The organism is Microbacterium azadirachtae (assembly GCF_000956505.1).
Taxonomy (GTDB): Bacteria; Actinomycetota; Actinomycetes; order Actinomycetales; family Microbacteriaceae; genus Microbacterium; species Microbacterium azadirachtae_A.
In genome coordinates, this window is the sequence record NZ_JYIX01000039.1 from 229,159 (window position 1) to 242,060 (window position 12,902).

The window sequence follows — 12,902 nt, forward strand, 5'->3', positions numbered from 1 at the left end:
TGGCGGCCCGCGACGCGGCGCTGTGCTCGGCTCTCGTCTCGTGATTGAATTGGTTAGCCTTACCTAACCAAGGAGATCACCATGTCTTTCGATGATGCCGTCGTCACCGCGGTGACCGCCCACATGAACGGCGACCACGCCGACGACAACGTTCTGATCGCGCGCGCCTTCGGGCACCCCGCCGCCGTATCGGCGTCGATGATCGGGCTCGACGCCGATGCGGGGCGCTGGCGGGTCGCGGATGCCGACGGCGAGCACGAGCTCGTCGTGCCGTGGCCGGGTGCTCCGCTCGCCGAGCGATCGCAGATCCGCCGTGCCACGGTGATGCTCCATCGCGCGGCCTGTGAGCGACTCGGCGTACCTGCGCGCGAAGAGCATGCACCGGCGCCGCACGGGCACGGCGGCACGGAGGGTGCTCCGGACGGTTTCGCCCGCCGGCTCCGCGAGGCGACGTGGAGCGATCATGGGGACAGTGAGGGTGCCACGTTCATGAGCGACATCATGCGCGGCCGGAGCGGCCTGCGCGAGTACGCGGAGCTCGCCGCTCAGCACTGGTTCCTCTACGAGGCGCTCGACGACGCCGCACGCCTGCTCGCCGCCGATCCGCTCCTTGCGGCGCTGCACCCGGAGGGGCTCGGACGCGTGGCCGCGCTCGAGCGCGATCTCGCCCACCTGCTCGGCTCGGATTGGCGCGCCGGGATCAGGCCGGTTCCGGCGACGGCGGCCTACGCCGGGCGGATCCGTGAGCTTGCGGGCGAAGGCTGGCTTGCGGGTGTCGTCGCCCATCACTACACCCGCTATCTCGGAGACCTGTCCGGCGGTCAGGCGATCGCGCGTCGCGTGGCCGGACGGTTCGGTCTCGACGGCGACGGGATCGCGTTCTACGACTTCGCCGCGGTGGGGGATCCTGCCGTGTTCAAGGACTCGTACCGGCGCGTGCTGGACGAGCTGGGGGAGCGCCTCGACGCCGACGAGCAGGGGCGGATGTTCGACGAAGTGCGGGCGGCGTACCGATTCAACACGGACGTGTTCCTCGATCTCGGAGCGGCGCAGCTGTCCGCTTGACGAGGATCCGACTCGCACGACTCTCCGAAGCCCCCGGCCCTGCGGTCGGGGGCTTCGTGGTTTGCGCGGCGTGATTAGGTGAGGCTAACCTAAGTAGAGGTTGAGAATCTGCTGAACCTCCATCCGTCCACTCTGAGATCGACCTCCTGTGAGGAGAACAGTCCGTCGTGAACACCATCAGTCCCGTGCGAAGGCCGAGAGCCTTGCTCACCCTCGTCACCTCTGCGGCCCTTGCCGTCGGTGCGCTGCTGGCCCCCGTGGCCGCCGTTGCGGCGCCCACCGACAGCACCGTGTCCGAAGCCACTCTGGACTGGGGGGTGAAGTCCTCGTTCGTCGGCTACGTGAAGAGCCCGATCGCCCACGGCCAGGTGCAGACCGTCGGGTCCACCGGTGCCGGTTTCCACTGGTCGGGCGGCAGCGGCAGCGCCTCCGCCGACCTGGCGGACGCCTCCGTCGAGTTCGGCGCGGGGGACGGCGTGCACTTCACCGGGCACGCGATGAACGGCGTGAACGCGCTGGATCTGACCTTCACGCACCCGCAGATCGTCGTGTCCGGCGGCGGGGCCACGCTGCTGCTCGACGTGACGGGACGCGAGTTCAAGAGCACCACCGAGCCCGGCGAGCTGTTCACCCGCAACGCCGTCGAGTTCGCCACCGTCGCCCTGGGATCCCCGCAGGTCTCCGGGGCGACCTACACCTGGGCGAACGCGCCGGTCACGCTCACCGCGGACGGCGCCGCGGCCTTCGGCGGCTTCTACGCGGCCGGAACGGCGCTGGATCCGCTCACCCTGACCGCGACCGTGAGTGCACCGGCCGCGCCGACCGCCACCGTGCTCACCGCCGCGCCCGATACGTTCGACGAGGGCGGCAGCACCCTGCTGACCGCCGCCGTGTCGCCGGTTGCCGCGGGGACGGTGACCTTCCGCGACGGCGACGGCATCATCGGAACCGCGGCGGTCGCGAGCGGATCCGCGTCGATCACCGCCTCCGGCCTGACGGCGGGCGGGCACGCCGTCAGCGCGAGCTTCGCCCCGGACGACCGGGCAGCGTTCCAGTCCTCCGCGTCGAACGTCGTCACAGTGACGGTGAAGGGGCGCACGACCGAGCCCGAGCCAGTCACATTCACCCCGGCCGTCCAGGTCTTCCTCGCCGACGGCGTCACGCCTGCCGGTGGGACGCCGCTCTACACCGGTGACGAGATCGTGGTGAAGGGCACCGGCTTCGATCCGGCGGCCAACGTCGGCGGGCGCGGCGTGCCCGTGCCCGCGACCCTTCCGCAGGGCGACTACGTCGTGTTCGGCAGCTTCGGCGCCGACTGGCGCCCCTCGCAGGGAGCGGCGTCCACCATGCGCAAGGTCGCCACCCAGGGGTGGGCGCTGACCGCCGCGACGCTCGATGCGATCCCGGCGCAGTACCGCGAGACGGTGCGCGCGCAGTGGGTGGAGCTCGCATCCGACGGATCCTTCACCTGGCGGACGACGCTCAAGCCCGCCGACGGCGCGGCCGGCACCTACGGCGTCTACACCTACGCGGCGGGCGGACAGAAGAACGCCGCCCAGGAGATCGGCGTGACGCTCGACTTCCGCGGCGATCGTCCGGTGCAGCCCGAGCCTCGGCCCACGGTCGAGATCATCCTCCCCGTCGGTGTGCAGGCGCGCCCCGGCGACACCGTCACGTTCCGGGTCTCGGACCTGAAGCAAGGCGACGCGGTGCGCTTCGAGGTGCACTCCGACCCGATCGATGCCGGCCGTGCCGTCGCGGACGCCTCCGGCGTCGCGCGCACGACGTGGACGGTCCCGGCCGACTTCCCGGCCGGCGCGCACGAGCTGCAGGTGTTCCGCGATGTCCAGCCCGCACCGGAGGTCGCGTTCGTGACCCGGGCCTTCACCGTCGGCGAGGCGCCGAGTCCGAAGCCCCCGGTGGTCACGCCCTCGACTCCCGCGGAGACCGGCCCGACGATCCCCGCGTGCATCGCACGGGTGGTCGACGGCGGCAGCCTCGACTGGGGCCTCAAGCAGAGCTTCCGCTCGTACGTCGAGGGTCCCATCGCGAAGGGCGCCTTCTCCGGAGGATCCTTCTCCGCGAGCAGCGGCGCGCTGAACACGGACTCGGGCGTGCGAGGACGGATCGTCTTCTCCGGCGCGATCACCGCGACAGGGCACAACGGCCTGCTGGACTTCCGGCTCGCCTCGCCGACGATCGTGCTCAACGGGTCGGGATCCGCGGCGCTCTACGCGCAGGTGACCTCGACCGACACCACCGGCAAGCCGGCGACGAGCGGCACCGTGCACTTCGCCGACCTGTCGTTCGGGTCCGCCGCGATCTCCGGATCGAGCGTGTCGGTGCAGGGCGCTCGTGCCACCCTCACCAGCGCGGGTGCGACGGCGTTCGCCGGGTTCTACGGCGCCGGCACGGCGCTCGACCCGGTCTCGTTCCGTGTCGAGCTCGGCGCGCAGACGCCCTGCGACGAGACGACGGATGCGGCGAGCGGATCGCTCGCGATGACCGGCGGCGACTCGCCGGCCTTCCCGATCGCGATGAGCGTCCTGATGCTCCTCGCCGGTCTGACCCTGGTCGCCATCCGCCGCCGTCGCGCGGCCTGATCGAACCGATGACGGATGCCCGCCCGACGGATGACGGGCGGGCATCCTCATGCATGGAGGCTTCATGAACATCACACGCCTGTCCGCCCTCGCCGCCGTTCTTCTCGGCGGCGCATTCATCGCCGCGCCCGCGGCGACCGCCGCGACGCCGGAGCCGACCACGGCCTCGTCGTCGCCCGCCTGCACGGTCCAGGGCGGCGTGCTCACCTGGGGCGTCAAGGAGTCCTTCCGCTCCTACATCTCGGGCAGCATCGCCAAGGGGAGCTGGGAGACGAGCGCCGGCGCGACCTACGCCACGCCCTCGTTCGCCTTCACCGGGGCGACCGGTGAGATCGACCCCGCCGGCGGATCGGGACACGTGACCTTCCCCGGCTCCGTGCATTTCACGGGGCACGGAGGGATCCTCGATCTCACCATCTCGTCGCCGACGTTGCAGATCGGCGGCGACGGGCGAGCGGTGCTGCTGCTCGACGTGCGCGGCACCGACACCTCCGGCGCCCCCGCCGTGGATCAGAAGCAGGCCGAGATCGGGATGCTGGCTGCTGCTCCCGCGATCGACGCGACCGCGGGAACGCTGACTCTCACCGCGACGCCGATGACGCTCAGCGCCGTGGGGGCGCCCGCCTTCGGTGGCTTCTACGCCGAGGGGGAGGAGCTGGATCCGGTCACCGCAACCGTCCAGCTCTCCTGCGCAGCCCCGGAGCCGACTCCGGCGTCGACCCCGACGCCGTCGCACGCGGGGCTGCACGCGGACGCGGCCGCAGCCGAGCCGGCCACCGTGCCGTGGATCCCGATCGCGCTCGGCGCGGTCGTCGTCGCCGGAGGAGCCGTCGCCACCGCGGTCGCGATCCGCCGGCGTCGCTGAGGACCCGACTCAACCGCAGTCTCCTGCCGCGGTGCCCCTCAGGCCGGGCGTCGCGGCAAGATGATGCCGTGGCCGGTGACCGGGTGCGGGATCACCTCGACCGGCGTGCGATAGACGGCGGACACCGTCGCCTCGGTCAGCACCTCGGCGGGCGTCCCGCAGGCGGCGACCCGCCCCTCCTGCAGCAGCAGGATCCGGTCCGCGAAGGCGGCGGCCAGATTCAGGTCATGCAGGATGATCAGCACGGCGTCCCCGGCCTGCGCGTGCGCTCGCGCGAGCGACAGCAGCGCCTCCTGGTGCCCGAGGTCGAGGGCGGCCGTCGGCTCGTCCAGCAGCAGCATGCCCGTGCGCCCGGCGACCACCCGCGCGAACGCCGTGCGCGCCCTCTCCCCGCCCGACAGGGTCGGCACGGCGCGTTCGGCGAGATGGGCGATGTCTGCGGCGGAGATCGCCTCGGCGACGGCTTCATCGTCCTCCGCGGATCTCGGGGTGCGACGCCACGGAGCTCGTCCCATCCGCACCACCTCATGCACCGCGAACGGGAACGCCGTGCCGTTCTCCTGCAGCAGCACTCCGCGTCGCCGAGACAGATCGCCCAGGCTCCAGGCCGTCAGCGGTCGATCGTCGACGAGCACATCACCGGCGTCGGGGCGCACGTCCCCGGCGAGCACGCCCAGCAGGGTCGATTTGCCGGCCCCGTTGGGTCCGAGCACGGCCAGCACCTCGCCGGCGTGCAGGGCGAGATCCACGCCGTCGAGCAGCGCCCTCCCGCCGCGCACGACCTGCACCGCGCGCAGTTCGCAGACCGTCGTCGCGCTCATGCCCAGCCTCCCGCGGATCGCCGGGTGCGGCGCAGCAGCCAGAAGAAGAACGGGCCGCCGATCAGCGAAGTCAGGATGCCCAGGGGCAGATCGGCCATCGGCACGATCGTGCGCGCTCCGAGGTCCGCAAGAGTGAGCAGAAGCGCACCGCCCAGAGCGCTCGCCGCGATCAGCGCACGGTGCGAGGGCCCGAGGAGCATCCGCATGAGGTGCGGCACGACCAGGCCCACGAATGCGATGATCCCGGCGAAGGCGACCGCCGCGCCCACCAGCAGTGCGACGAGCACGATCGTTCCGAGGCGAAGACGCTCCACGTGCACGCCGAGATGCCCGGCGGTGCGCTCCCCGAGCGAGAGCAGATCGAGCCGGTGCGCGATGAGCAGTGCGATCAGGATGCCGACGAGAAGGAGCGGCAGGATCACGGCCGCCTGCGGCCATCGGCTGCCCGCGAGGCTGCCGAGCTGCCAGAACACGATCTGCTCCCGCGACTGGGTGTCGCCGAGGAAGGTGAGCAGCGCGATCGCCGCGCCGGCGACGGCGTTGACGGCGATGCCGGTCAGGATCAGCGTGACCACCTCGGTGCGCCCGCCGGCTCGGCTGAGCGCGTAGACGGCGAGGCTGACGCCGAGACCGGCGACGAAGGCGAAGACCGGCACGGTCCACGGGCCCAGTGCGTTCAGCCCGAAGACGATGCAGACCCCTGCGCCGACCGCGGCCCCGGAGGACACGCCGACGACTCCCGGCTCGGCAAGAGGGTTGCCGAAGACCGCCTGCATCAGCAGGCCTGCGACGGCCAGCGCCGCACCGACCAGCATCGCCATCGCGACGCGCGGGAACCGGATCGACCACAGCGTCGCCGTCGCGATCTCGTCCGGCTGCCGCAACGCGGTCGCGCCGAGCGGGCGCAGCAGCGCACCGAGCACCTGGTCCGGAGGCACGGGGAGCTGGCCGATCCCTGCGGACACGACCACCGCGACGACGAGCGCGAGGCCGAGACCGCCGGGGACGAGAACTCGTGCGCTCCGGGTGCGCGGCTTCGACGGGCGCGGCGGGGAGGCCGCCGCCGGAGGCGCCGGAGGAGAGGAGGACATGGAATCATCTTAGGATAGGCTTACTTAACTTGATGCCGGAGGGTGGACGCGTGGGACGAAGAGTCACGAGGATCGCCGCGGTGATCGGATCAGCCCTCCTCGTGCTCGCCCTGGCCGCCTGCGATGCCGGAGCCGCGCAGGTCGCGGCCCCGGCATCGACCAGGCCCGCTCTGCCGGCCCTCACCTCGCTGACCCCGGTCGAGGATCCGCGCGCGGTCGAAGGCCCGTCCACGGTCGTGATCGGCGGACCGGCACTGCCGCCGATCGTCGCCCCTGCGCCGCAGCTGCCCGTCACGGTGCGTTCCGCCGATGGCGGAGGGCGGGAGGTGACCGTGCGCGACACCTCCCGCATCGTGGCGCTCTCGCTCAGCGGTACCGTCGCCGAACTCGTGCACGCACTGGGGCTCGGCGACCACCTGGTCGGACGCGACGTCTCCACGAATCTGCCGGAGACGGCGACGCTTCCGGTGGTCACCAAGAAGGGCCACACGATCGATGCCGAGGCCGTTCTCGCGCTGAAGCCCACGCTGATCCTCACCGACGGCTCGATCGGCCCGACCGACGTCGTGCTCCAGCTCGGCGACGCCGGGATCCCCGTCGTCACGATCGATCGAGCGACCGACGCCGAGAGCACCTACCGCGCGATCGACCAGGTGGCGGCGGCGCTCGGCATCGCCCCGGCCGCCGAGACGGTGAACACCGCGCTGCGCGCGGCGATGGAGAGCAAGACCGCGGAGATCGCGCGGCTGCTGCCCGCCGACCCGTCCAGAAGGCCGCGCGTGGTCTTCCTCTACGTGCGCGGCGCGGCCGGCGTGTACTACCTGTTCGGCAAGGGCAGCGGAGCGGACAGCCTCATCTCGTCGGTCGGCGCCGTCGACGCGGCATCCGAAGCCGGGTGGGTCGGCGAACGGCCGCTGACACCCGAAGCCCTCGTGAAGATCGACCCCGATGTGATCCTCGTCATGACGAAGGGACTGGAGAGCGCGGGCGGCATCGACGGTCTGCTCGCCGCGCAGCCCAGCATCGCGCTGACCACCGCGGGCGAGCACCGACGGATCATCGATGCGGAGGACACCCGGATCTTCGCGGCGGGCACCCTTCTCCCCGACATCATGGACGGCCTCGCCCGAGCGCTCTACGCACCCGACTCCGGCGCTCCGGGCTGAACCTGAGGGACAGGCGGGGCCGCGGCCGCACGACGGCTTCCCTAGGATGTCGAGCATGCCCGCTGAACTGCCCATCGGCACGCTCCTGGACTCCGACGTTCCCGCCTTCCTGCAGGCGTCGCGGCTCAACCGCCACACCTTCTGGTGCGGGCAGAGCGGGTCGGGGAAGACTTACGCGCTCGGCGTGCTGCTCGAGCAGCTGCTGCTGCACACCCGGCTGCCGCTGGTCGTGTTCGATCCGAACTCGGACTTCGTCTCGCTCGGGACGGTGCGCGACGACGCGCCCGCTGCGGAGGCGGACCTCCTGCGGGATCGCGACGTGCGCGTGCTGCACTCCGCTCCGGGCCACGCGCAGCGGCTGCTCGTGCGCTTCGTCGACATGGACGTCCGCTCACGTGCGGCGATGCTCCAGCTGGATCCGATCCGCGACGCCGAGGATTACAACCTCATGCTGCGGATCGACACGCAATACCTCATCGACGAGGACCAGCCCGTCGTCGAGTGGCTGCGCTCGACCGGGGATCCCGGCTACGCCCGCATCGCGACGCGGATCGAGAACCTCGGCCTCCCGGAATGGGACATGTGGGCATGGGACCGCAGGGACGTCACCGACATCGTGGGGGACCGCGCCGACGCCACGGTGGTCGATCTCGGCCATTTCGCGACCCCGGCGCAGATGCAGACCGCAGCGCTCGCCGTGCTCGACGAACTCTGGGCGCGGCGCCACGAGCGCGTCGGCCGGCTCATCGTGATCGACGAGGCGCACAACCTCTGCGGACCAGAGGGGTCGACGCCGCTGCAGCGGATGCTCACCGAGCGCATCGTGCAGATCGCGGCGGAGGGGCGCAAGTACGGGCTCTGGCTGCTGCTGTCGACGCAGCGCCCCTCGAAGGTGCACCCGAACGTCATCTCCCAGTGCGACAACCTCGCGCTCATGAGGATGAGCTCCGAGCGCGACCTCGCCGAGCTCGGCGAGGTGTTCGGCTTCGCCCCGCGCGAGATCCTCGAGCGCTCGCCGCGGTTCGCGCAGGGTCAGGCGCTCTTCGCGGGAGGCTTCGCAGCCGAGCCGCAGCTCGTGCAGATGGGATCCCGGCTCACGCACGAGGGCGGATCCGACGTGCCGATCACAATGCGCTGACCCAGTACGGATACCCATCAAGGATCGGACAGGAGAGAGATGAACGACGTGGTGGCCCTCGGCACCAACGGCTGGCAGCGATTCTGGAACCGCGGCGGGTGGTGGAAGGCGTTGATCGCCGTGGTCGCCTACTACCTGATCTATCAGTACGTGCCCCTCTGGACCCTCGGGCCGTTCGTCGGCGGTCTCACGGATCCTGCGGCGAAGATCCTGGTCACGACAGGCGCGCCGATCGCGTTCGGCTGCCTGGTGCTGATCGTGTTCGCGTGGTCGCTCGGCTGGCTGCGCGAACTGTTCGGCCGGCAGCCGATCCGGGGCCGCGGATGGATGTGGAGCGCCGTCGCGATCACGCTGCTGTTCAACGTGCTGCACTTCGCGACGATCGACTACGCGACCGCCGGGGCGGGGATCGTCCTCGCCTGGATCATCACCGGCCTGTTCATCGGGTTCGCCGAGGAGGTGCTCACGCGAGGCCTGGTGGTGAACCTCATGCGCAAGGCGGGGCATCGCGAGCTCACCGTCGCCCTCGTCTCCGCGGCGCTGTTCGCGGCGATGCATGCCGGCAACATGTTCAGCGGGCAGGCGCTCCTGCCCACGCTGGTGCAGCTCGTCTACACCTTCGCCTTCGGCATCTGCATGTATCTGGCCCTGCGGGTCACCGGCGCCCTGATCTGGCCGATCCTGCTGCATGCGACCACCGATCCTTCGATCTTCCTGCAGTCGGCCTACCCCGCCGCGGGTCCGCTCACGGGCTTCGCGGCGTCGGGCAACATCGTGGTGATCATTGCCGGTCTCGTCCTCCTGATCTTCATCCGCGGTCGGGTCGCCGTCCCGGAAGCCCCGCGGGACGGCGCCCTTCCGCGATCCTGAGGCCGAGCCGCGCCGGTTTCGTCCGCGGGCATGACAGCGAGGAAGATGGAACCCATGGGTGAAACGACCTCCTGCGGGCCGGACTGCGCGTGCGGCGCGCCGCCGCGCGACGTGCTGTCCGGCGGGCGCACGGCGCTTCCGCTGCTCGGCGCGCGTGAGGCAGGCGGGGGTGACGCCGTCGGACGGCATTCGATCGCGCAGGTGCGGATCCCCGCCGGCTCCTTCGTCATGGGCGACTCCTCGGGCGATGAGAACCGGGGCGACGGCGAGACGCCCCGGCATCGGGTCGCGCTCGAGGGCTTCGAGATCGACGCGACCACCGTCACGAACGCCGACTTCGCCCGCTTCGTCGAGGCCACCGGCTACCGCACAGAAGCGGAGACCTTCGGCTTCTCCGCCGTGTTCCACCTGGCCGTGAGCGCGCCCGACGCCGACGTCATGGGCCCGGCCGCCGGCACCCCGTGGTGGTACGGCGTGCGCGGCGCGGACTGGGCGCACCCCGGCGGATCCCGCTCGGATGTGGACGAACTCGCAGACCACCCCGTCGTGCATGTGAGCTGGAACGATGCCGCGGCCTACAGCGCATGGGCCGGCCGCCGGCTGCCCACCGAAGCGGAGTGGGAGTACGCCGCCCGTGGCGGGCTCGACGGGGCGAAGTACCCGTGGGGGGACGAGGAGCCGGACGACGGCGGGTGGCGCACGAACATCTGGCAGGGCGCGTTCCCGCGTGAGAACACCCTCGACGACGGCTGGCTGACGACCGCTCCGGTGCGCGCCTTCTCCGCCAACGGCTACGGACTGTTCCAGGCGGTCGGCAACGTGTGGGAGTGGTGCGCGGACTGGTACGATCCGCGCGCCTACGAGCGCTCGGCCGAGGCGGATCCGCGCGGCCCGTCGCTGGGCATGGCGCGCGTGCTGCGCGGCGGCAGCTACCTGTGCCACATCTCCTACTGCAACCGCTACCGGAACTCCGCGCGCAGCTCGAACACGCCCGACTCGTCGATGGGCAACGCCGGATTCCGCACCGTCTCGCTCCGAACGGAGAACTTATGAGCACCAGCCGCTTCCCCCGGCGCGTCTACGACCGCGGCGAGGAGCCGGACGCCCGGTTCACGCTCGCGAACGAGCGCACGTTCCTGGCCTGGATCCGCACCTCCCTCGCGCTGCTCGCGGGCGGCGTCGCGCTCGAGGCGCTGGGCCTGGGCATGCACCCCGGATTCCGGCACGCGGCGTCGATCCTGCTCATCGTGGCGGGTCTGCTGACCCCCGTGCAGGCGTGGCTGGGCTGGATGCGCACCGAGCGCTCGCTGCGGGAGTCGACCCCGCTGGGCCCGCCGTGGATCGCGATCCCGCTCGCCGTCGTGGTCGTGGCGACCGGGATCCTGGTGCTGCTCGGGGTGCTGCTGGCGTGACCGGCGAACCGGAGCGGGTCTTCGACCCCGGCCTGCAGCCCGAGCGCACCGCTCTGGCCTGGCGGCGGACCGCGCTCGCGCTCGCCGGAGGATCCGTGGTCATCATGCGGATCCTGCCGTCCGTGATCGGCGGGGCGGCGCTCGCGCTCGGGTTCGCCGGCCTCGCTCTCGCACTGATCGTGCTGGTCGGCTCGCACCGGCGCTACCGGCGCCAGCACAGGGCGCTCACCTCGACCGAACCGGTCGTGCTGCGCTCGGGCTGGCCGGTCGCCGCGCTGACCGGCGCGACGCTGCTCGTCGGCGTGCTCTGCCTGCTGTTCGTGCTCAGCCGGGCGTGAAGGCCGCGGCCGGGCGCTGACGGCGAAACACCCCGTGCCGCCCTCGGTGAGAGGGCGGCACGGGGTGTCTGCGGGCGGAGCGGATCAGACGATCGCGCGGAGGCGCTCGTCGAGGGCGTCGAGCGCCTCCGCCGAGAGCACATCCTTCGCCATGCCGGCGACGGCGGCGAGCGGGAAGGCCCTCGCCATGCCGATCATCGGGTGCGCGCCGATTCCGGGTGCCGCAGCCTCGAGCAGTGCCCTGCTGCGCTCGTCGTCCAGGAGGTCTCCCACGGGGGAGTCCCGGGAGAACAGCGCCGAGGATCCGGGGGCCGCGGCGGGATCCGGTGCGAACGTCGCGGTCCCGGCGGGGATACCGGCCGCCCCCGTGCGGGCGACCTCGCCCAACCAGGCGAGACTCGGCTTGGGGGTGCGGACGAAGGTCTCCCGATCGACGGCGATCAGCCCGAACGTCGGCGCCCAGTGCCCCCACTCGTAGTTGTCCAGCGCCGACCAGTGCAGGTAGCCGCGGACGTCGATCCCGTCCTCGATCGCCGCGGCGAGATGCCGGAGCGCCTCGGTCGTGTAGGCGATGCGGCGGGCGTCATCGCCGGTCGCGATGCCGTTCTCCGTCACGAGCAGGGGAAGACCCGTCACCTCGTGCGCGTGCCGCAGGGCCAGGCCGAGCGCGTCGGGACGGTACGCCCATCCGGTGAGGGTGTTGTCCGGGTGCGCCGGATGCGGCACGGGGCCGTGCTCGTTCACCGGCTGGGTCGTGTACGACTGCACGCCGACGAAGTCGTCGTCGCGCGAGGCCTCCAGATAGAGGTCCTCCCACGCCCAGGTGACGTCGCGGAACGCCTCCTCGTTGCCCGGTGTAGGCGTGAACGCCTGCTGCGCGATGGTCCAACCGACCTTCGCCGTGGTGCGCTCGCGCAGCACGGCGGTCGCGATCCGATGCGCGTCGACCATTCGCTCCCCGAGCGCGGGATCCGGGCTCAGCGGACCGTCGTGCGCGAGAGTGAAGCCCTCGCCCTGCTCCACACCGGCGAGGAACTTCTGCATGAGGGCGACCATGTTGGGCTCGTTGATCGTGCACACCCAGTCGACGCCGTCGAGGATCGTCGACACCTTCTCGACGTAGCGGCGCCACCGCTCCAGCGCCTCGTCGCCCATCCAGCCGCCGGCTTCGGCGAACCAGTACGGCGAGGTGAAGTGGTGGAGGGTGACGACCGGTTCGAGTCCCAGTTCGCGCGCGGTGTCGATCATGCGGCGGTAGTGGGCGAGCTCGGCGAGGGACCAGCGGTCCCGCTCCGGCTCGATCCGCGCCCACTCGATGCTGAACCGGTAGGCGTTCAGGCCCGCATCCGCCAGGAGGCGCATGTCCTCGGGGTAGCGGTGGTAGCTGTCGTCGGCGTCGCCGGAGTATTCGGCCAGGAAGCCGCCGCCCTCCCAGCGCCAGATATCGCTCGAGGTGTTGTTGCCCTCCACCTGGTGCGCGGCGGTGGAGGCTCCCCAGAGGAATCCTTCGGGTACTCGTGACATTGTCCTTCT

The 12,902-nt window shown here is 71.5% G+C and carries 12 protein-coding genes; 9 read left to right on the forward strand and 3 right to left on the reverse strand.

Features of this window, described 5'->3' with window-relative positions; genetic code table 11:
• The first annotated feature begins 81 nt into the window (after positions 1-81).
• The 3 genes from RS86_RS17360 (at position 82) to RS86_RS17370 (ending at position 4,533) form a co-directional block, all read left to right on the forward strand.
• Complete coding sequence (locus RS86_RS17360; RefSeq protein ID WP_045273500.1) at positions 82-1,065, forward strand: biliverdin-producing heme oxygenase; 984 nt, start codon at positions 82-84, stop codon at positions 1,063-1,065.
• A gap of 167 nt (positions 1,066-1,232) precedes the next feature.
• Positions 1,233-3,668: an HtaA domain-containing protein gene (locus RS86_RS20010; RefSeq protein WP_082076863.1), complete on the forward strand. Its 2,436-nt coding sequence runs from the start codon at positions 1,233-1,235 to the stop codon at positions 3,666-3,668.
• A 64-nt stretch (positions 3,669-3,732) separates the two neighbouring features.
• Positions 3,733-4,533 carry an HtaA domain-containing protein gene (locus tag RS86_RS17370; protein WP_052680351.1) on the forward strand — a complete coding sequence of 267 codons (801 nt, stop codon included), beginning with the start codon at positions 3,733-3,735 and terminating at the stop codon, positions 4,531-4,533.
• Positions 4,534-4,571: 38 nt separating this feature from the next.
• Here the strand turns inward: RS86_RS17370 and RS86_RS17375 are convergent, their stop codons facing one another.
• Together RS86_RS17375 and RS86_RS17380 are read right to left on the reverse strand one after the other, a co-directional pair.
• Positions 4,572-5,354 carry a heme ABC transporter ATP-binding protein gene (locus RS86_RS17375; protein WP_045273501.1) on the reverse strand — a complete coding sequence of 261 codons (783 nt, stop codon included), beginning with the start codon at positions 5,352-5,354 and terminating at the stop codon, positions 4,572-4,574.
• Positions 5,351-6,445, reverse strand: a complete 1,095-nt coding sequence (locus tag RS86_RS17380; RefSeq protein WP_045273502.1) for a FecCD family ABC transporter permease — start codon at positions 6,443-6,445, stop codon at positions 5,351-5,353. Before RS86_RS17380 ends, RS86_RS17375 begins: the two co-directional genes overlap by 4 nt.
• Before the next feature lie 80 nt (positions 6,446-6,525).
• Here RS86_RS17380 and RS86_RS17385 point away from each other — a divergent pair, with 80 nt between their 5' ends.
• From RS86_RS17385 to RS86_RS17410, 6 genes are read left to right on the forward strand one after another with little or no spacing between them, the layout of a single operon-like run.
• Positions 6,526-7,611, forward strand: coding sequence for a heme/hemin ABC transporter substrate-binding protein (locus RS86_RS17385; RefSeq protein ID WP_235281819.1), 1,086 nt, complete (start codon positions 6,526-6,528; stop codon positions 7,609-7,611).
• 55 nt (positions 7,612-7,666) lie between these two features.
• Entirely contained in the window at positions 7,667-8,749 is a 1,083-nt protein-coding gene (locus RS86_RS17390) for an ATP-binding protein (RefSeq protein WP_045273504.1), read from the forward strand.
• Positions 8,750-8,788: 39 nt separating this feature from the next.
• On the forward strand, positions 8,789-9,619 hold the full coding sequence (locus RS86_RS17395) for a CPBP family intramembrane glutamic endopeptidase (protein WP_045273505.1): 831 nt from the start codon (positions 8,789-8,791) through the stop codon (positions 9,617-9,619).
• A 54-nt stretch (positions 9,620-9,673) separates the two neighbouring features.
• On the forward strand, positions 9,674-10,672 hold the full coding sequence (locus RS86_RS17400) for a formylglycine-generating enzyme family protein (protein ID WP_200892830.1): 999 nt from the start codon (positions 9,674-9,676) through the stop codon (positions 10,670-10,672).
• Entirely contained in the window at positions 10,669-11,031 is a 363-nt protein-coding gene (locus RS86_RS17405; protein WP_045273506.1) for a YidH family protein, read from the forward strand. Before RS86_RS17400 ends, RS86_RS17405 begins: the two co-directional genes overlap by 4 nt.
• On the forward strand, positions 11,028-11,369 hold the full coding sequence (locus RS86_RS17410) for a YidH family protein (RefSeq protein ID WP_045273507.1): 342 nt from the start codon (positions 11,028-11,030) through the stop codon (positions 11,367-11,369). Before RS86_RS17405 ends, RS86_RS17410 begins: the two co-directional genes overlap by 4 nt.
• Before the next feature lie 84 nt (positions 11,370-11,453).
• On the opposite strand, the gene RS86_RS17415 is transcribed toward RS86_RS17410, so the two are convergent.
• A complete protein-coding gene (locus tag RS86_RS17415; protein WP_152642220.1) occupies positions 11,454-12,893 on the reverse strand; it encodes a glycoside hydrolase family 1 protein in 1,440 nt (479 codons plus the stop codon).
• Positions 12,894-12,902: the final 9 nt, after the last annotated feature.